This window comes from Agreia sp. Leaf335, assembly GCF_001423605.1.
Taxonomy (GTDB): Bacteria; Actinomycetota; Actinomycetes; order Actinomycetales; family Microbacteriaceae; genus Agreia.
This window is the reverse complement of the sequence record NZ_LMOQ01000002.1, coordinates 375,152-393,717: the sequence shown is the minus strand read 5'-3', so window position 1 is coordinate 393,717 and position 18,566 is coordinate 375,152. Positions and strand designations below refer to the sequence as shown.

The following is an 18,566-nucleotide window of genomic DNA, read 5'->3' as shown; positions in this document are numbered from 1 at the left end:
TTCGAAAGAGAACGGAAAGCACCATGGCTGATCCCGCACGCGCCAGAAAAATGGCAGAGCGAATCCAGGTCATCGTCGCGAAGACGCTCGAGCGGGGGTTGAAAGACCCCCGCCTGGGCTTCGTCACCATCACGGATGTGAGGGTGACGGGCGACCTGCAGCACGCATCGGTCTTCTACACGGTGTACGGCTCAGACGAGGAGCGCGCAGACAGCGCGGCTGCTCTGAAGAGTGCCACGGGAATGCTGCGGAGCGAGGTGGGCAAGAACATCACGGCCCGCCTCACTCCGAGCCTGGAGTTCATTCCAGACGGCATTCCCGAGAACGCCCAGCTGATCGACGGTCTCCTGGCCGAAGCGCAGCAGCGAGACGCCGAGACCCTGCGGCTCGCTCGCGAGGCTCAGTACGCCGGCGACGCCGATCCGTACATCAAGCCGCGCGAACTGGGCGACGACGAACTCGACGAGCTCGACGACGAAGACGACGACGACGAACCGGTGTCGGCTCCTCGTCACTGACCGCGCTAGCTGGTCAAGCGAATTCAGCGGCGACTTCCTCCACACCGAGGAAGTCGCCGCTTTTCTCTACTCTGTGCACCAGTTCGGTGAGTCGCTCGTTGATCGGTGCCGTCAGTCCTGCCTCGGATGCCGCCCTGACCACGGCTCCGTGCAGGAAGTCGATCTCGGTGGGCTGGCCCCTCCGGATGCTCTGCAGGGTCGATCCCGGATTCGGCGTGTCGCCCATTCGCGCGGCCATCAGCCTCGGGAGCGCTCGCCCGATGGAGATCGGCGCGAGCGCGAAGGCCCGCAGCACGGGCTGGCTGAGGCCTTGCAGCGATGCGAATCGGACTCCGGTAGACAAACCGATCCGCACGGCCTCGCGCATGCTGGCCGTGACGATGCGTCCGAGCACCGGATGCACGAGCGTCTCCTGGGCAGACAGACCGGTGATGGCGGGCATGGCATTGACCTGGTTCACAATGAGCTTCGACCATTGCGCGCCGCGGAAGTCGGCTACCAACAACGTCGGCATCGCCGCACCGAGCACGGATGCGACGTGGGCGGCGATATCCCGCCGGGCAGGATCGTCTGTGCCGATGACGGTGGGTCCCGCAGCGGTCACGTCGATGAGGCCCGGCTTCAGATAGCTCGCGGCATAGATCGCGATCGCCCCGATGACAGGGGAGTCGGGCAGGAGTTCTTCCGCGAGGCGAACCCCGTCGAGTCCGTTCTGCACGATGACGACGGGGATCCCCACCAGCCTTTCGGCATTGACCGTGATCGCGCCCGCCGCATCCTGTGCCTTGGTGCACACGAACACGAGCTCGGGCGTCGTCTCGAGCACGGCGGATGCCCGGGGCCGGGCCGTGTGCTCACCCCAGCCACCCGAGATGCGCAGACCGGATGTGCGGATCGTCTGCAGTTGTTCGCCGCGAGCCGTGATGGCCACGTCATGTCCCACGCGATCGAGGAGCGCCGCGATGGTACCCCCGATCGCTCCTGCTCCGATCACGGCGATTCGCATAGGCCCAGCCTAGGCGGCGGGGTGCGCCGATCTAATTCCAGACGTCGCTGACGAGCGTGTCCAACAGACCTGGAGTCGAGACGTTGGCCTGGCTCACCCGGATGAACACGTCGTCGCGCACGAGCACGGTTTCACCGATCTCGACGTTGTACTTCGTCTCTGTCTCGGACTTCACGCACGTCTGGCCGGCGGCCTCCTGGGTGCAGCTGAATCCATCGGCGGGCAGCGACTGCAGGTACGGGGCCGAGACGCCAGGATCGGCCTGGCCGATCTCGACGGACAGGTTCGTGATGTCGGCCTGCGGGTCTCTCCACACGCACCGGAGTTCGGTTGCGGCGAGCATCGACTCGAGCAGAGTCGCGCCGCTCGGTGCGGGGGTCGGCGCGATGGATCCGGTCGGCGTGTAGTAGGGCCCGTCCGGGCTTCCGACCACCGACGGATCGTTCAACGGCCAACTGCCGAACGTGGCAGCGAAAGGCGTCGAAGCGATGAGGGACGCGCAGTCGGTCGGGATCGCGTGTGCGGCGGGCTCGGGTGCCGGGGGCGTGGTCTCGGCCGCGCCCGCTTCGGGGGTGGCCGTGGGCGTGGCTGTGGTGGCTGGCGCGGTCGTGGGCTGGCCGTCGGACGGAGCCCCCGCGCATCCGGTCAGCACGACCGCGAGAAGGGTGACTGCTACCCCGAGGTGAGCTCTCATCGTGTTACCGCCTTCTTCTGTCGACCTGCTGGCCAGCATAGGGTCGCTCACGAGGGAAGGGCGAAGCCATCCGGTGTTCGGGCGAGGAGGCCGTCTCGGACGAGACCGTCGACGGCCCGCTCGAGCTGCACGCTGTCGTGCCAGACCGCATCGACGGCACCCGTGGACACGCCCTGGGTGGCCTCGCTCGTGCGAAGGAGAGCGAGGACCAGACCACGCACCTGACGGTCGGAGCCCTCGAACCTCTTCTGCACTTTCTTCTTCGGCCCACCCGTGTCAGGGAAGCCTGCTCGACGCCAGGCGCACAGCGAGCGCACGGGGCAGATATCGCAGTCCGGTCGGCGCGCCGTGCACACCACGGCGCCGAGTTCCATGATGGCCGCGTTGAACCGACGGCCGTCGTGCTCGTCGTGGGGCAGGAGACGCTCCATGGCCTCGAGATCGCGTCGAGCGCTGGGAGGTCCCGCGTCGTCGCGTCCTTCGACCGAGCGGGCGATGACGCGGCGGGTATTCGTGTCGACGACCGGATGCCTGTGGCCGTAAGCGAAGACGGCCACGGCCCTCGAGGTGTAGTCGCCGATGCCCGGAAGCGCCCTGAGCGCCGCGACGTCGGACGGCACGATGCCCGCGTGTCTTTCGGTGATCGCGACGGCGCAGGCGTGCAGCCACAGCGCCCGTCTCGGATATCCGAGCGACTGCCATGCACGCACGGCCTCGCCGGGGGAGTCGGCGGCGAGCGCCTCGGGGGTGGGCCACCGAGCGAGCCACTCCTCGAGTCGGGGTATGACGCGCGCGACAGGCGTCTGCTGCAGCATGAACTCGCTCACGAGGATGCCCCAGGCGCCGAAGCCTGGAGCGCGCCAGGGCAGATCGCGCGCCGAATCCTCGAACCATTCGATCAGTGAGCGGGCGTAGTCGCTCGTGCCGGACGCTCCTGAGGGGCCGATGGGCGGGGCGTTCGTCGTCACCGTGTCAGCCTAGGCTCACTTCGCGGCCGGATCGTGACGGCACCCGTGAGGTCGTGAGATGCTCGTGGCGTGATCGCTGACCTGTGGCCCCTCCTGAACCTGCGGTTGACGACCGAGCGCGTCGTCCTCCGTTCTCCGAACGACGATGAACTCGCCACGCTCGCCGGCATTGCTGCGGAGGGCGTCCACGCGCCCGGGGAGCGGCCGTACCTGGTGCCCTGGACAGAAGGGACGCCGGGAGAGCGCGCCGTTTACGTGGTGCAGCAGCATTGGAGGCGGCGCGGCGAGTGGACTCCGGAGTCGTGGGAGCTCGAACTCGCGGTTTTCCTCGATGGACTGCCCGTGGGAATGGTGGCCGTGCGAGCCCGGGACTTCCGAGTGCGCCGGGAGGTGAAGACGGAATCGTGGCTCGGAATCGACTACCAGAGACGCGGGCTCGGAACCGAGGCCCGCGCCGCACTGCTGCACCTGGCATTCGCCGAGCTCGACGCGCAGAGCGCGGTGAGCGAGGTCTTCCAGGACAATGCGGCCTCCCAGGGCGTGTCTCGACGCCTGGGATATCGAAGAGACGGCATCTCCCGAGATGTCCGAGACGACGATGTGGTGGTCTCTGATCGCCTTCGCCTCGACAGGACCGAGTGGGCGAGCTCGGCTCGACTGAGCGTCGCAGCGTCGGGCGTGGCTCCATGTCTGCCGCTCTTCGGCGTCTCAGGGTGATTGAGAGCGGCCGCGTCCCCGGAACAGCAATGATCGCTCGACGTACTGACCCGCGGGCCGACCCGCGTGCCTAGACTTGACAGGTGTCATCAGACCTCTCCCCAGACCGCATAGACAGCCGCCGCTTCTTCGATGCGCAGGCCGCCGAAATCGTGCACAACTACGGTCGGGGGCGAGCGATCGTCGCCATCGACGGTGCGGTCGGTGCCCTCGAATTCGGCCGTGAACTGGTCTCCGCCCTCGAACGGGCGCGTCACACGGCCGTGTTGGCATCGATCGACGACTTCGTGCAGCCGACGGCTCCGGGCGAGGCGGCCAGGCAGAGCTCGGGCGACTACTACGAACGTCGTTACGACTACGCCACGTTCAGGCGCGTGCTCGTGGATCCTTTCCGCCTGGGCGGCAGCGCCGGTTTCGTGGTGGCGGCCTTCGACGAGAGTGCTTCTCGTGCCGTCGAGCCGGTCTGGCGAACGGCGCCGGCCGACGCCATCCTCGTCGTCGCCGGACCATTCCTCGCGCGGGCAGAACTGCGCGGCACCTTCAACTACACGATCTTCCTCGAGACGCCGGCCAGGCCGAAGAACGCCTCGCTCGACGAGGCACTCGACCGCTACACAGCCGAGGCTGGTCCGCGCTTCAGCGCGACGGCCATCGTCGACACCACCGATCCCGACCGTCCTCGGAGGGTGTTCGCGGACAGCTGCTGACGCGATGGCCCCATGGGCGGCCCGAACAGTGGGCGGGGCGCGTTTACAGTTGAGGGGTGCCAGACCAGTTCACGCGTGACAAAGCCGAGCCGTCGGCCCGAAGCGGCGTCCTCCTCATCGACAAGCCGGCGGGCCTCACGAGCCACGACGTGGTCGCCAGAACCCGCCGCATAGCAGGAACGCGCAAGGTCGGGCACGCCGGAACACTCGACCCCATGGCAACTGGCCTGCTGGTGCTCGGCGTGAACACATCGACACGCCTGCTCACCTACGTCGTCGGTCTCGACAAGGAGTACCTGGCGACGATCAGACTCGGCGTGGCGACGACGACGGACGACCGCGAGGGAGAACTCGTCTCCGTTGCGCCGTCGGGCGCGATCGGCGTCATCACGGCGGCGGACATCCGGTCTGGGATCACCGACCTGACGGGCGACATCGAGCAGATCCCGAGTTCGGTGAGCGCCATCAAGGTCGACGGCAAGCGCGCGTACGCTCTCGTACGCGAGGGCGTCGAGGTGAAGCTCACCGCGAGACCGGTCACCGTGTCGGAGTTCGAGGTCCTCGAACAGCGCTCTGCCAGCACGCCCGACGGCGCCGCGGTGATCGACCTCGATGTGCGGGTCGTGTGCTCGTCGGGAACCTACATTCGCGCCTTGGCCCGTGACCTCGGTTCGTCTCTCGGAGTCGGTGGACATCTCACCGCCCTGCGGCGCACGCGTATCGGCCCGTTCGCCGTGTCCGAGGCCTTCGATCTCGAGACCGTCGTCGTGGCCGAGGCGCTCGAGGGGCCCGCCGCGACGGCCTCGCGACTCTTCGAGACCCTCGACCTCACAGCCCCGCAGAGCGTCGATCTGGGGCATGGCAAGAAACTCGAGCTCGGCGACGACGTTCCGGATGCCGCGGGTCCGGTCGCCGCGATCGCTCCAGACGGCCGGTTGGTCGGCCTCGTGTCCATCTCGGCTGGTCGAGCGAAGACGCTGGTGAATTTTCCTCCTGACCCGCAGCAGACCCCGAGCGGTGCGTCGGCATGATCGAGTGGTTCACCATCGCGCAGGTGGTCGTCGCCGTCGCAGGAGGCATCCTGTGCCTCGTCCTCGGTTTCGCGGGGCGGAAGCCGAACGACTACACACTCGGAGTCGTGGCACTCGTGGAGGTGCTGCTCATAGCGCAGCTGGTCTCGGCCATCGTGTCTCCGTTCGCGGGCAACAGCCCGAGCGGCGACCCTCTCGAGTTCTACACCTACCTGATCTCTGCACTCCTGCTGCCGGCGGCGGGGGTGTTCTGGGCCCTTGTGGAGAGAACGCGCTGGAGCACGGTGATCCTGGGAGTCGTGTGCTTGGCCATCGCCGTGATGGTCTATCGGATGAACGTGATCTGGTTCGTGCAGGGAGCCTGACGGAGAGCGGCCTCACGCGGGTTGTAAACTCGATTAGCCATGCCACAACTCACAGCTTCCGCGCCCCGCTCGACACGCTCGAAGGGTGTCGGCAGGGTACTCATCGTCGTCTACGGCATTCTCGCCCTCGGAGCGACCGGTCGCTCGTTCGTGCAGATCGCCCATTCGGTCGAAGACTCGCAACAGGTACCGCTCGCTTTCTGGCTGTCGGCCCTCGCCAGCGTGGTCTACATCGTCGCGACCATCGCGCTGATCGCGCCGGGGCGGGTCTGGTACCGCGTGGCCTGGATCACGATCACGTTCGAGCTCGTAGGGGTACTCGTGGTCGGCACCCTCAGCCTCACTCACCCCGAGCTCTTCGCCAGGCCGAGCGTGTGGTCGTGGTACGGCAACGGCTATCTGTTCATCCCCTTGTTCCTCCCCATCCTGGGCATGATCTGGCTTCGATCGCGCCGTGCGTGGGTCGTTGTGATCGAACGAGACACCCCGCCGGACGCCGCATGAGAGTGTTCACAGACCTCGACTCCGTACCCGCGGATATCGGCCGCACTGCCGTAACCATCGGCAAGTTCGACGGCGTGCATGCCGGGCACAGGGCGGTCATCCGTCAGCTTCTCGGCGTCGCTGACGCGCAGTCGCTCGCGAGTGTCGTCGTGACCTTCGACAGGCATCCGCTCGCGCTGCTTTCACCGGGCAACTGTCCCGCGACCCTCGTGGGCACAGAGCGCAAGATCGAGCTGCTGTCGTCGACGGGTGTCGATGCAGCACTCGTGCTCACCTTCGACAGGGCCTTCGCAGATCAGACCCCCGAGGAATTCGTCTCGCGGATGCTCGTCGATGCCCTGCACGCCAAGATCGTTCTGGTCGGCAGCGACTTCCGCTTCGGGGCGCGCGGCGCGGGCGACGTAGGACTGCTTCGCGAACTCGGTCGACAGCACGGGTTCGAGGTGCAACTCATCGACGACGTGCGGCTCGATGGTGACCGGAGGGTGTCATCGACCTGGATCCGCGAGCTTCTGAGAGACGGAGATGTCGAAGGGGCGGCGGAGCTGCTCGGTCACATCCCCACCGTCCGCGGAATGGTCGTGCACGGCGCGAAGAGGGGGCGAGAGCTCGGGTTCCCGACTGCCAATCTGTCTCCGGAGTCGCAGGGTCTCATTCCCGCCGATGGCGTGTACGCCGGATGGCTCACCGATGATGGCGTGCGCTACCCAGCGGCCATCTCCGTCGGCAACAATCCGACCTTCACCGGGGTGCCTCAGAAACAGGTCGAAGCGTTCGTGCTCGACGAGGACATCGACCTCTACGACCACGTCGTCGACGTGGAGTTCACCCATCGCATCCGGGGCATGGTGAAGTACACGGGCGTCGGGCCGCTCATCGAACAGATGAACGACGACGTCGTGCGCGTTCGAGAGCTGCTGGCTCAGACCGATCGGTAGACGAGGGCCGCGGCGCCGATGAGTGGTCCGTCGGTATCGAGACCGGTAGGACGAACCTCGACGCGACGGGCATAGTCGAACCGCGAGTAGCGGTCGATCGCGGTGCGGATGATGTCGAAGAGGTCGGGCGTGACGAGCGAGAAGCCGCCTCCGATGACGACAACCTCGAGATCGAGCAGCGTCGAGACCGAAGCGATCGCACGACCGATCGCCGTTCCGCTGCGAGTCACGGCGGCCACGGCGATGCGATCCTTCTCTGCATAGGCTGCGGCGAGGTCCTCGCCGGTCTCGCCCTCGAAGCCTCGCGCCTGTGCCCACGCGACCGTGTGCGGGCCCGACGCGATCTCCTCGAGCGTGCACGGGGCATCCACGTCGGTGAAACCGGGCACCTCGAGCTGCCCGATGTGCCCCGCGTTGCCGGAGAATCCGTCGACGACGGCTCCGCCGGAGACGACGCCGCCGCCGACACCGGTCGAGACGATCATGCCCATCAAGTTGTCGGCACCTCGGCCGGCGCCCACCCAGTGTTCTGCGAGCGTGATGCAGAGCCCGTCGAGCCGCAGCTTGACGGGCGCGTCGTGCCCGAGGTCGCGTGCGGTGGCGGCCACGGTGTCGCGCAGGGCGAAGTCGCGCCACGCCGGCAGATTGACGGGGGAGACACGGCCCCTCTCGCGGTCGATCGGTCCGGCCGCTCCGATACCGATGCCGAGGAGTGCGGTGCCTTCGGGGAGCTGCTGGAGCGTCGACGTGACCACGGACACCACGGCGTCACGGAGCTCGTCCGAGGAGCGGTCTCGACCCGTCGGTTGACGGAAGCGGCTGCCGATAAGGAGAGCTCCGGTCTCGTCGACGAGGCCCGATTCGACTTTGGTTCCACCGAAATCGACCGCGAGCACGACTCCCGGTCCGTGGATCTGGTCAGGGGTCGACGCGCTTGTCGTGAGGGTCTCTGTTGACACCCAGCCAGCCTAGGCCACGGGGCTCGCACACCCCGAGCGCACGAGTCTCGCCTGTCGGTCGGGCCGGATATCGTGAGCATATGGTCTTCGACGCGAACGCAGCTCCCATGCGACCCCGCCGCGCCGTCGAGTCGCAGCTCCTGGTTCCGTTCTCTGCATCCGTCGTGTGGCCGTGTCTCGTCGACCCCGTGCTTCTCGACGGTTGGCTCGGCCACGTCCTGACCGATGGCAGCGTCGGTGGCCGCTTCGCCATCGTGTGGCCCCTCGGCGAGCCGCACGAGGCAGACTGGTTCGGCACCATCGACGAGAGCGAACCGCTGCAAAGGCTCAGCGTCGACTTCGATCCATACGTCAGGCTCTCGTTCGACCTTGCCCCCGCTTCCTCCGTAGATCCCCGATCGTGCACGGTGAGCGTCGTGCACGACGCGTCTCTCTCGGCGTCAGAGGCACGCGCCGTAGGGGCGTTCTGGGCCGAGCGACTAGACGACCTGTCCGAGCTCCTGCGAGGTCGACCGGTCGATTGGAACCGCACCACCAAGCACTGACGAAGAACCACCAAGCACTGACGAAGCACTGATGCTGCGCTGGCAGTGTGCCGAGACTGCTCTCCAGCGTGTCAATGCCTGCCAGATCGCCGGATCGGCCCCGTAGCGTGAGGGAATGGAAAAAGCTGCGCAGTCTCGTGTTCTCGTCACCGGTGCGACAGGATACGTCGGCGGTCGCCTCGTTCCCCGTCTGATCGACGCCGGATTCCTGGTGCGCGTTCTGGTGCGCGATCCGGTCAAGCTCACAGACGTGCCCTGGGCGTCGGAGGTCGAGATCGTCACGGGCGATCTCGACGATGCGAGCACGCTGCCCGCCGCCATGGAAGGCGTCGAGGTTCTCTACTATCTCGTGCACTCGATGGGCAAGCCCGGTCATTTCCGGGAACAGGAGGAAGCGGCTGCCGGCAATGTCGCGAAGGCGGCGAAGGACGCGGGCGTGAAGCGCATCGTGTACCTCGGGGGCCTGCACCCCGAGAACGGTCGCCTCTCCGAGCATCTGGAGAGCCGGAAGCGCGTCGGAGACATCCTCCTCGCCTCCGGCGTACCCACGGTCGCGCTGCAAGCAGGGGTCATCATCGGATCGGGTTCGACATCGTTCGAGATGGTGCGCCACCTCACCGACGTCCTTCCATACATGCCCGCTCCGCGGTGGGTCCGCAATCGCATCCAGCCCATCGCGATCCGCGACGTGCTCTACTATCTGGTCCACTCGGCGACAGTGCCATCCGATGTCAATCGCACCTTCGACATCGGCGGGCCCGATGTCTTGCGCTACGGGCAGATGATGAACGGTTACGCGCTCGAGGCCGGATTGAAACAGCGCCCGATCGCCGCGCTGCCTGTGATGACACCGTGGCTGGCGTCGCAGTGGGTGAACCTCGTCACACCGATCCCGCGCGCTCTCGCCGTGCCCATCATCGCCTCATTGCAATTCGACTGCGTCGCTCACGAAGACGACATCCGCACCCTCATTCCCGATCCCGATGGTGGGCTCACCTCCTATAGACGCGCCGTGCGGCTTGCTCTCGAGAAGGTCAAGACGGGAGCGGTCGAGACCAGCTGGCAGAACGCGGTCGTGCTGGGCGCGGCCAGCGATCCGCTGCCGTCGGACCCGGACTGGGCAGGGCACACCGTCTTTCTCGACATCAAGCAGCGTACGAGCAGCGCGGCCCCTTCTGAGCTGTGGAAGGTGATCGAGGGCATCGGCGGCGAGAACGGCTGGTACTCCTTCCCTCTCGCTTGGGCGGCGCGTGGATGGATGGACAAGCTCGTCGGAGGGGTCGGCCTGCGTCGCGGGCGCAGAAGCGCGACAGAGCTACACAACGGCGACGCGCTCGACTTCTGGCGGGTAGAGAGCATCGAACGAGGTTCGCTTCTCAGACTTCGGGCGGAGATGAAGGTTCCCGGCCTCGCCTGGCTCGAGATGCGGGCGACCCCCGCGAAAGACGGAGCGGGCTCGATCTACGATCAGAGGGCCGTCTTCTTTCCCCGCGGCCTTGGTGGCCGCCTCTATTGGTTCTCGATCCTCCCCTTCCACGGCGTCATCTTCACGGGAATGGCGAACCGCATCACGGCCGCGGCGGAGAAGGCCACGGCGGCCAAGCCGGAGCCGACACCCTCGTCGTGAATCGGTCGCCGCGTATCATGGCACGTGAGCACTAACGGAGGCATGATGACTGATAAGCCCGTGACCGCATTCGTCGGAGACAGCATTACCGCCGCAGGAGCCTGGCAGGACTGGTTCTCAGAGGTCGATGCGCGCAATTTCGGAGTCGACGGAGACACTACTGACGGATTGCTCGAGCGGCTGGACGCCGTCATCGAGGCCGACCCCCAGACGATCGTGCTGCTCATCGGCACGAACGATCTGGCCGAGCGCCGAAGCATCGAGCGCATCGTACGCAACATCGAGAGCGCGCTCGTGCGTCTGCACCAGGAACTGCCGGATTCTCGGATCCTCCTGCAGTCCGTTCTGCCTCGTGGGCGGGAGTTCGCCGAGAACGTGAGGGCGATCAATCGCCACATCTGGCAGTTCGCGGCGACCCAGCGGGTGCACTACCTCGACCTGTGGCCGGCGCTTGCCGATGCCGATGGCGCGTTGAACTCGGACTTCAGCGAGGACCGACTCCATCTGAACGCGGCCGGGTACGACGTCTGGCTGTCCGAGCTTCGTCCTGCACTCGAGAGAGTCAATGACCTTCCCCCCATGTCACGCCCGATCAGGCTGCCCGACCTCTCTGCGCAGTGACGCGCCGCCAGCGCCGGAGCACCAGACATGAGCGTTGATCGTCGTACCTTTCTTGTAGGCGCGGCTACCGGTGCGGCCGTGCTCGCCCTCTCGGCGTGCGTCGGTCCGCCGCGTCCCGCGCCGACTTCGGCGACGCCCACGCCGCGGCCGACTCCGGGCACGACACCGACGCCGAATGGGTTCATCCGGTCGAACTGGGCATCCGACCCCTTCTCCCTGGGAAGCACCAGCTATATCCCCGCGGGCTCGTCGCCGGATTCGCGGGAGACCCTGGCCGAGAGCGTCTCCGACCGCATCTTCTTCGCCGGAGAGGCGACGAGCAGCGATTTCCCCGGCACCATGAACGGTGCCCAGACCTCGGGTGAGCGAGCGGCCACAGACGTGCTGCGCCAGGCATCCGAGGGTGAGCGAATCGGCATCATCGGAGCGGGACTCGCAGGGGCGGCCGCGGCCAAGGCGCTCGTCGCCGCGGGTTACGAGGTCGTCGTCTTCGAGGGGCGCGATCGCGTCGGCGGTCGGGTGGATGCTCATGGCCCCGGAGACTGGCCGTTGGCCGTCGATCTCGGTCCGAGCTTCGTTCGCGGCGTCGACTCGTCGACCCTCGTGGATCAGCTCGGTGACGTCGACGTCGTCACGGTGCCCGTCGACGCCACATCGCGGGTCCAGCTCACTCCCGCATCCGAAACTGTCCCCGACAACGCGGTGGGCCGCGATGCGGTCGACGCCGCTGTCACCTGGGGAGCGGCTCAGTCGCGCGACCCGAATCTTCGAGAATCGCTTGCCGGGGCGAACGGAACGTCCGTCGACGTGTCGGTGGACGAGATCGGCGTCAGCCCGGCGGCTCGCGTCGCGGAGTATGTGGCCAGAACAGTCGTGACGACGCTCGGCGCGGATGCTGACGAGCTCTCGACCTGGTACGGACTCGACGATGTGGGCAAGGGCCAGGGAGGCGATGCCTTCGTGGTCGGTTCGGCGCAGCAGGTGATCGTCGATGCGCTCGACGGTGCTGATGTCGCTCTCTCGACGCCGGTGCGGGAGGTATCGCTTGGTGACGACGCCGTGCGCCTGAAGATGGCCACGGGGGAGTCCATCCGGGTCGATCGGGTGATCGTGACCGTGCCGATCGGCGTTCTGCAGTCAGATTCGATCACGTTCGATCCGCCGCTTCCGTTCAGCCACAGGACGGCCATCGCCGCCCTCGGGTCAGGCGCTGTCGAGAAGGTGTGGCTGCGCTATGACACACCGTTCTGGACGCAGGAGGCAGCTTTCTGGAGTCTCGTCGTCGACGCTCCGGTGCCGTCGGATTCGACTCCGACCCCTTTGGCCACGCCGTCGGCCACGGCCGCCCCGATGATCACCCAGTGGATCAACCTCATGCCCCTCACGGGCGACGCGGTACTGATCGGCCTGGTCGGTGGCAGCGCCGCCCGGGCTTTCGCCGATCTCGGCGACGACGAAGTGCGGGACATCGCCCTGGCCAGTCTTCAGCCCTTCGTGCCGACGACGTGACCACGACGTCGCGTCAGCGCTATCAGCCCCGCTGCTAGCCCGACGATGACGAGGAGGATCGCTCCCGAGTAGGCGGCGAACTCGAGCGGTCCGGACACCTGACCGGGATCGAGGAAGAAGTAGGGATACCAGCCCACGATCGAGCCGCGGATCATCGTGAAACCGCCCCATACGAGGGGATAGATGAGCACCAGCCACACACGGCGCCACGGGATCTTCGTGCGGCCCGGGGCGAAGATCCAGTCGATGATCACGTACGACGGGATCCAGAAGTGCAGGAGCTGGCTCGACCACGGAACCACGATGCGGTAGTTGTAGTCTCCCGCCTGGCTGACGATGAGCCCGAAGACGATTCCGGAGATGATCGTGAAGGTGGCCGTGAGCATCCGTGCCGTCATGAGCCAGCCCGGGTCGGTCGAGCGTCTGAACGAGAGCCACGCTCCTATACCCAGCACCACGACGCCGGCGGCGTTGCTCTGATTCGTGAAGTAGGTGAAGTAGTTGACCGTCGAGAAGCTGCTGAAGCCGAGGATGTACTGGAAGTCGCCGACCAGGGCGACGACGCCGACGATCGCCACCAAGGCACGCGCCACCCCGAAGGCCGTGCGTGTTTTCGTCTGGCCGCTGACCGGCCTCGTACGCAACCGCACGCCGACTAGAGTCGCTCGATCAGGGTTCTGTAGAACCGTATTCCCGACAAGAACGTGCTCACATGCATGCGTTCATCGATGGCGTGCAGAGTGGCGCGTTCTGCGGAGGACATCTCGAACGGTGTGAAGCGATAGACGTGCGAGCTGATGCTGGTGAAGTGGCGGGCGTCGCTCGCGCCGAGCATGACGTAGGGCGAGACGATGGCGCGAGGATAGACGGCCGAGATCGTCTCCGAGAGGAGTTGCCACATCGCTCCTGTCGACGGCGACACCGGGGACGGTTCGCTCGGGGTGCTCGCCTCGATCACCACGAGAGGATCTCGGACGACACGTCTGATGTGTCTCAGCGTCGCGGTGACCGAGGAACCGATCGCGATGCGGGTGTTGACCACCGCGACGGCACGTTCGGCCAGAGCATTGGCCGAGTCACTCGCACGAAGCTGGGTGACCGCGGCAGTGGTTCTGATCATGGCGTTCGTCTCATCGCTGAGACGTGCAAAGAGCGCGATGAGGGGAAGCCGAAGCGTGTCGGCCCGGGTGAAGACAAAACGGAGAAGGGGAGTCGAGTGGGCACCGATGGTTCGGATCATCTCGATGGTGGGAGCCGGGATCGACGCGGGGAAGGGCCGTTTTTCGAGGCGGACAAGCGCCCTGGCGAGTCTCGCCGTGGCCGTCAGACGCGGGGGAGTCGAGGCATGGCCGCCCGACTGCTCGACCGTCAGAGTGATGTTGGCCATGCCCTTCTCGCTCACGCCCACCACAGCGGTCGGTCGGCTCACGCCGGGGAACACCTTCTCGACGACGGCACCGCCCTCGTCGAGCACGAGTCGCGGGTGCACGCCTCGATGCTCGAGTTCGCGCACGAGGGCCGCTGCCCCTGATCCGGCCGTCTCCTCGTTGTGGCCGAAGCTGAGGTAGACATCGTGCTCGGGAACGAAACCGACCCCCAGAAGGCCTTCTACGGCTTCGAGGATCGCGGCAACCGCCCCCTTGTCGTCGAGGGTTCCCCGCCCCCAGATGATCCGGTCGGCCCCGCTGCCGGTCACGACCGCGTCGAACGGTGGATGCGTCCAGCCGGTCGCATCGTCGGCCGCGACGACGTCGTAGTGAGCCATCAGAACGGTCTCGTCGCCGGGCGATCGGCCGCGCCAGCGGAACAGGAGCGCATACCCGTCGACGATGTCGAGCGAGAGGGCGGCATGAACCCGCGGGTAGAGGAGAGCGAGCGTCGAGGTGAATTCGTCGAACCGCGACCACTCGATCAGCGACTCGTCGAGGCGAGAGACAGTGGGGATCCGGATCAACATCTGCAGGTGGTCGAGTGCCAGCGCATCGCTGTGCCGTGCGGCCGCCTCTTCTTCCACACCACGACTTTACGCGGTGGGGCTTGGCCTGGCCCCAACGACGGCGACGGCGCGGGCTGCCGTGTCGAGACCGCGTGACACGGCTCGCTCGAGCACGTCGCGATCTCGGACGGGTTCGTGCAGCACGACAGAGAGGAAGGAGGTGCAGAACGCGTCTCCGGCACCGGTGGTGTCGACAGCACGCGTGGCCTTGCTGGGAGCCGAGAGACGGATGCCGTCGTTCGTTCCCAGAACGACGCCGTCACGGCCGAGGGTGAGGGCGACGAGCGGAAAACGCTCGACCAGGGACTCGACGATGGAGCTCGGATCGGACCGACCGGTGAGCGCCCGACCCTCGTCGAGATTCGGAACGACGATGTCCGCCTCGCCGATGGCCTCGAGAAAGCGATCACGGCCGAAGTCGGCGATGAATCCGGCCGATCCCGGATCGACGCTCACCGTGACATCCGCGTCGTGTGCACGACGGATGAGGTCGGGAAAGTCTGCCGTTCGTGCGTGCCGGAAGATCGAATACCCGGTGAAGTGCAGGTGGTGAGCCCGCGCCAGACGTTCGGGACCGATGTCGCGCGGCGAGAGGGCGGCATTCGCTCCCCTTTGGGTCAGCATGGTCCGGGCTCCGTCGGCGGAGACGATCACGACGATTGCACCGGTCGGCAGATCTGGTTCGCCGAGAAGGTGAGGACTGACCCGGGCCTCGACGAGGAGAGCGCGATGACGCTCGAGGTCTGTGACGTGCACCCGGCCGACGAAGTCGACATGACAGCCCGCCCACGCAAGCCACGCCGCGGAATTCGCGGCAGATCCGCCAGCCGTGCGGACGATGCGGGCAGGGGTGTCTGTGTCGGGCCGGATATCACCCGAAGGCGTGACGATGATGTCGTCGATCACGTCGCCGAACACGACGACGCGGGGCGAGCCAGCCGAGACGGGCGTTGCGCCGAGCTCACTCACCACTTCACGCACGCACGCTCCACGCTGTCGCGATCTCGGCAGCGAGACGCACGTTGTTGCGTGCGATGTCGAGGTTCACCTCGAGGCTCTTGCCACCCGAAGCATCGACGATGTAGCCGAGAAGGAACGGCGTGACTGCCTTGCCATGCACTCCCGCTGCCTCGGCGGCCGCGAAGGCCTGTTCGAGAATACGGTCGTGCTCCTCGGGATCCCACTGCTGATGCGCGGGAATGGGATTCGCGACCACGATTCCCTGACCATGCCCCAGCGCATCCTGGCTGCGCATGACCTGCGCGATCTCGGTCGCGGAGTCGACCGACCAGTCGATGGTGTGGCCCGACTCGCGCAACCAGAAGCTCGGAAAGTTCGTCATCCGATATCCGATGACGGGAACCGAGAGCGTCTCGAGTCGCTCGAGCGTTGCCGCGATGTCGAGGACGCTCTTCACCCCGGCGGAGACGACGGCGACGGGCGAGATGGCCAGAGCGGAGAGATCAGCCGATTCGTCGAAGGTCTGCCCTGCGCCGCGGTGTACTCCGCCGAGCCCGCCCGTGGCGAAGACCCGAACGCCGGCCTTGCCCGCGAGATAGGCCGTCGCAGCCACCGTGGTGGCGCCACTGATCCGCTTGGCAGCGAGGATGGGCAGGTCGCGCACGCTCGCTTTCGCCATGTCCTCCGATGCGATCCGTTCTACACCCTCGGCGTCGAGGCCGATGCGAGGGATGCCATCGAGGACGGCGATCGTTGCCGGCGTGACGCCCTGCGCGAGGAGGATCTCCTCGAACTCACGAGCAGCCTCGAGGTTGCGCGGACGCGGCAGGCCGTGCGAGATGATCGTCGATTCGAGCGCGACGACAGGGCGTCCGTCGGCCAGCGCATCGGCGACCGCGGGAGAGACCCGGAAGGGCGTCGTCATGCCCAGAGTCAGCCGAGTCGCTCGCGGAGGGCGGCGACGGGGTCGGCGGCCTGGAGGACACCGGGCCCGAATCGGAGCACGGTGACCGTGTGGGAGACAGGGCCGGCGCCCGCGGAGAGACGGGTCGCGATCGTCGCCCGCTCCCAGATGAGGATGGCCTCCTGCGCCAACTGAACCGTCAGGGCGAGCGGTTGCGTGTTGCCCACACGCTGAGCCGGCAGCGAGTAGCCGCCCAAGGCCGCGAGGGAATCGTAGATATCGGACACCTCTCGCTGCGGCAACGGAGCCGACGCCTGAGGCTGGAAGACGGCGACGAAGAGACGGGCCGCGAGTTCGACGGGGTCGGCGTTCCAAACGCCTTCGGGGCCGGAGAAGAGGGCGGGCGAGGGGGCGCCGAAGGGCACAGGTGAGGTCATAAGGAAAACTTAGCGCCGCGGCCGGTCTCGAACAATCGACATGGCCATGAATGTCGGGCACGTCGACCAGACTGGATGTATGACTCCCGCTTCGCCACACCCGCTCTCCACCCGTCGCGCCGTTCTTGCCGGTGCCAGCGGTTTCATCGGGGGAGTGCTGCGACAAGAGCTCCTGGCGGAGGGATACGAGGTCACACTCGTCGGCCGGTCGGCGCCGGCCGTCTCCTGGCACGACACGGCGGCGATCGATACTGCCATCGACGGCGCGGCGCTGGTCATCAACCTCGCCGGAAAGAGCGTGAACTGCCGGTACACAGAGAAGAACAGGCATGAGATCCGGCGATCCCGTGTCGATACCACCCGCATTCTGCGCGACTCCATCTCACGCGTCGCGTCGCCTCCGCCGCTGTGGCTCAATTCGAGCACGGCCACCATCTACCGGCACGCTGAGGATCGGCCGCAGACCGAGTCCGACGGCGAGATCGGCACGGGCTTCTCCGTATCGATCGCCACAGACTGGGAGGACGAGTTCTTCGCTGGCGAGCTTCCCCAGACGAGGCGGGTGGCCCTGAGGATGGCGATCGTGCTTGGCCGCGGCGGCGCACTGACACCACTCATCCGCGTCGCCCGGCTCGGACTGGGCGGAACTCAGCACGACGGGTGGTGGTTCCGCTCTCTCTTCGGTTCGGCCGCCCGGCGCCGCGCTGGCGTCTGGCACGAGAAACGGGGCACCAAGGGCCTCCAGAAATTCAGCTGGGTGCACGTCGACGACGTCGTCGCGATCGTGCGGTTCATCCGTGACCGACCGAATATCGACGGCGTCGTCAATGTCTCTGCCCCGGAGCCGAGCGACAACAGGCAGCTGATGGCTCTGCTTCGGCGCAACGTCGGTGCGCCGGTCGGGCTGCCGGCCTACAGATGGATGCTCGAGGTCGCCATGTCAGTGCTGCGGACAGAGACCGAGCTCGTCCTGAAGAGCAGATGGGTCGTGCCCGAGCGGCTACAGAACGCCGGTTACGTCTTTCAACACAGCACTCTGGAGCACGCGTTGGACGACCTCGCGCGACCGGCGCCCACGGCGACACGTTAAGCTGTCGGCACGATGTCGCAGCGCTATCCGAACCCCTCTTTCGCCCGTCTCGCGCTCGCGCCCGGACTCCTCGCGGCCATCCTGCTGCTCGCAGGAGTCGCCCTGATAGACAGCGAATGGTTCACGATCTTCCGATACGCGATCAGCATTCTCGCCGCCATCATCGGTGTCTTCGCCTTCCAGGCCAAGCAGTGGTGGTGGCTGCCTGCCCTGGCCGCCATCGTCGTTCTCTGGAACCCGATCGTGCCGCTCGAGCTCGAGCTGTTCGTCTGGCAGATCCTGCACCTCGCGGCTGCGGTGGTTTTTGTTGCCGCCGGTCTCTTGATCAAAGTGCCCCAGACGCCCGAGAGGCCGACCACCCGCCGTTGAGTCGACCTCGGCGCGTGCGCGGCGCGCGGTGACGTAGACTGTCTGCAGGCCGGGCCGCTTCGCTCTCCCCGTCGACCGTGACAATGTCATGTTGCTCGACG

At 66.7% G+C, this 18,566-nt stretch carries 22 protein-coding genes; 13 read left to right on the top strand and 9 right to left on the bottom strand.

From position 1 onward, the window contains the following. Window positions 1-23: 23 nt before the first annotated feature. Window positions 24-518, top strand: coding sequence for a 30S ribosome-binding factor RbfA (gene rbfA / locus ASF79_RS07930; RefSeq protein WP_055853601.1), 495 nt, complete (start codon window positions 24-26; stop codon window positions 516-518). A gap of 13 nt (window positions 519-531) precedes the next feature. On the opposite strand, the gene ASF79_RS07925 is transcribed toward rbfA, so the two are convergent. The 3 genes from ASF79_RS07925 to ASF79_RS07915 are packed head-to-tail and all read right to left on the bottom strand — an operon-like array spanning window position 532 to window position 3,186. Then, window positions 532-1,524 carry a ketopantoate reductase family protein gene (locus tag ASF79_RS07925; RefSeq protein WP_055853600.1) on the bottom strand — a complete coding sequence of 331 codons (993 nt, stop codon included), beginning with the start codon at window positions 1,522-1,524 and terminating at the stop codon, window positions 532-534. Between the two features lie 31 nt (window positions 1,525-1,555). Next, the gene (locus tag ASF79_RS07920; RefSeq protein WP_055853598.1) at window positions 1,556-2,218 is read right to left on the bottom strand and encodes a hypothetical protein; all 663 of its coding nucleotides are present in this window, start codon (window positions 2,216-2,218) and stop codon (window positions 1,556-1,558) included. Between the two features lie 47 nt (window positions 2,219-2,265). Further along, complete coding sequence (locus tag ASF79_RS07915; RefSeq protein ID WP_442853857.1) at window positions 2,266-3,186, bottom strand: A/G-specific adenine glycosylase; 921 nt, start codon at window positions 3,184-3,186, stop codon at window positions 2,266-2,268. A 69-nt stretch (window positions 3,187-3,255) separates the two neighbouring features. Between ASF79_RS07915 and ASF79_RS07910 the strand changes: the two genes are divergently transcribed. The 6 genes from ASF79_RS07910 (at window position 3,256) to ASF79_RS07885 (ending at window position 7,448) form a co-directional block, all read left to right on the top strand. Then, complete coding sequence (locus ASF79_RS07910) at window positions 3,256-3,903, top strand: GNAT family N-acetyltransferase (RefSeq protein ID WP_055853596.1); 648 nt, start codon at window positions 3,256-3,258, stop codon at window positions 3,901-3,903. A gap of 83 nt (window positions 3,904-3,986) precedes the next feature. Beyond that, the gene (locus ASF79_RS07905; protein WP_156366184.1) at window positions 3,987-4,610 is read left to right on the top strand and encodes a uridine kinase; all 624 of its coding nucleotides are present in this window, start codon (window positions 3,987-3,989) and stop codon (window positions 4,608-4,610) included. Window positions 4,611-4,666: 56 nt separating this feature from the next. Beyond that, on the top strand, window positions 4,667-5,641 hold the full coding sequence (truB, locus tag ASF79_RS07900; protein ID WP_055853592.1) for a tRNA pseudouridine(55) synthase TruB: 975 nt from the start codon (window positions 4,667-4,669) through the stop codon (window positions 5,639-5,641). Further along, window positions 5,638-6,006 carry a hypothetical protein gene (locus ASF79_RS07895; RefSeq protein ID WP_055853590.1) on the top strand — a complete coding sequence of 123 codons (369 nt, stop codon included), beginning with the start codon at window positions 5,638-5,640 and terminating at the stop codon, window positions 6,004-6,006. The genes truB and ASF79_RS07895 overlap by 4 nt, the downstream gene beginning before the upstream one ends. Window positions 6,007-6,045: 39 nt before the next feature. After that, window positions 6,046-6,510 (top strand): hypothetical protein, encoded by a 465-nt coding sequence (locus ASF79_RS07890; protein WP_055853589.1) that lies wholly within the window; start codon window positions 6,046-6,048, stop codon window positions 6,508-6,510. Then, window positions 6,507-7,448 carry a bifunctional riboflavin kinase/FAD synthetase gene (locus ASF79_RS07885; RefSeq protein ID WP_055853587.1) on the top strand — a complete coding sequence of 314 codons (942 nt, stop codon included), beginning with the start codon at window positions 6,507-6,509 and terminating at the stop codon, window positions 7,446-7,448. Before ASF79_RS07890 ends, ASF79_RS07885 begins: the two co-directional genes overlap by 4 nt. On the opposite strand, the gene ASF79_RS07880 is transcribed toward ASF79_RS07885, so the two are convergent. Then, entirely contained in the window at window positions 7,433-8,407 is a 975-nt protein-coding gene (locus tag ASF79_RS07880) for an ROK family protein (RefSeq protein WP_235500688.1), read from the bottom strand. The two genes, ASF79_RS07885 and ASF79_RS07880, sit on opposite strands and share 16 nt — an antisense overlap. Window positions 8,408-8,487: 80 nt before the next feature. Between ASF79_RS07880 and ASF79_RS07875 the strand changes: the two genes are divergently transcribed. From ASF79_RS07875 to ASF79_RS07860, 4 genes are all read left to right on the top strand, one after another. Continuing rightward, the gene (locus ASF79_RS07875) at window positions 8,488-8,952 is read left to right on the top strand and encodes an SRPBCC domain-containing protein (protein WP_055853586.1); all 465 of its coding nucleotides are present in this window, start codon (window positions 8,488-8,490) and stop codon (window positions 8,950-8,952) included. Between the two features lie 115 nt (window positions 8,953-9,067). Then, a complete protein-coding gene (locus ASF79_RS07870; RefSeq protein ID WP_055853584.1) occupies window positions 9,068-10,579 on the top strand; it encodes an SDR family oxidoreductase in 1,512 nt (503 codons plus the stop codon). A 45-nt stretch (window positions 10,580-10,624) separates the two neighbouring features. Then, on the top strand, window positions 10,625-11,200 hold the full coding sequence (locus tag ASF79_RS07865; protein WP_055854594.1) for a GDSL-type esterase/lipase family protein: 576 nt from the start codon (window positions 10,625-10,627) through the stop codon (window positions 11,198-11,200). Between the two features lie 27 nt (window positions 11,201-11,227). Continuing rightward, on the top strand, window positions 11,228-12,709 hold the full coding sequence (locus tag ASF79_RS07860) for a flavin monoamine oxidase family protein (protein WP_082495757.1): 1,482 nt from the start codon (window positions 11,228-11,230) through the stop codon (window positions 12,707-12,709). Here ASF79_RS07860 and ASF79_RS07855 read toward each other — a convergent pair. The 5 genes from ASF79_RS07855 to ASF79_RS07835 form a co-directional block, all read right to left on the bottom strand. Further along, window positions 12,685-13,302: a Pr6Pr family membrane protein gene (locus ASF79_RS07855; protein ID WP_055853580.1), complete on the bottom strand. Its 618-nt coding sequence runs from the start codon at window positions 13,300-13,302 to the stop codon at window positions 12,685-12,687. The genes ASF79_RS07860 and ASF79_RS07855 overlap by 25 nt on opposite strands. 62 nt (window positions 13,303-13,364) lie before the next feature. Next, the gene (locus tag ASF79_RS07850) at window positions 13,365-14,723 is read right to left on the bottom strand and encodes a M20/M25/M40 family metallo-hydrolase (RefSeq protein WP_235500687.1); all 1,359 of its coding nucleotides are present in this window, start codon (window positions 14,721-14,723) and stop codon (window positions 13,365-13,367) included. Window positions 14,724-14,732: 9 nt separating this feature from the next. After that, window positions 14,733-15,686: a carbohydrate kinase family protein gene (locus ASF79_RS07845; protein WP_162239073.1), complete on the bottom strand. Its 954-nt coding sequence runs from the start codon at window positions 15,684-15,686 to the stop codon at window positions 14,733-14,735. Next, complete coding sequence (locus ASF79_RS07840) at window positions 15,679-16,590, bottom strand: pseudouridine-5'-phosphate glycosidase (protein WP_055853577.1); 912 nt, start codon at window positions 16,588-16,590, stop codon at window positions 15,679-15,681. The genes ASF79_RS07845 and ASF79_RS07840 overlap by 8 nt, the downstream gene beginning before the upstream one ends. Window positions 16,591-16,598: 8 nt before the next feature. Next, window positions 16,599-17,006, bottom strand: coding sequence for a hypothetical protein (locus ASF79_RS07835; RefSeq protein ID WP_055780923.1), 408 nt, complete (start codon window positions 17,004-17,006; stop codon window positions 16,599-16,601). Between the two features lie 79 nt (window positions 17,007-17,085). On the opposite strand from ASF79_RS07835, the gene ASF79_RS07830 reads away from it, so the two are divergent. Beyond that, entirely contained in the window at window positions 17,086-18,096 is a 1,011-nt protein-coding gene (locus ASF79_RS07830; RefSeq protein WP_055853575.1) for an epimerase, read from the top strand. A gap of 12 nt (window positions 18,097-18,108) precedes the next feature. Next, entirely contained in the window at window positions 18,109-18,465 is a 357-nt protein-coding gene (locus ASF79_RS07825; protein WP_055853573.1) for a DUF6804 family protein, read from the top strand. Window positions 18,466-18,566 lie beyond the last annotated feature (101 nt).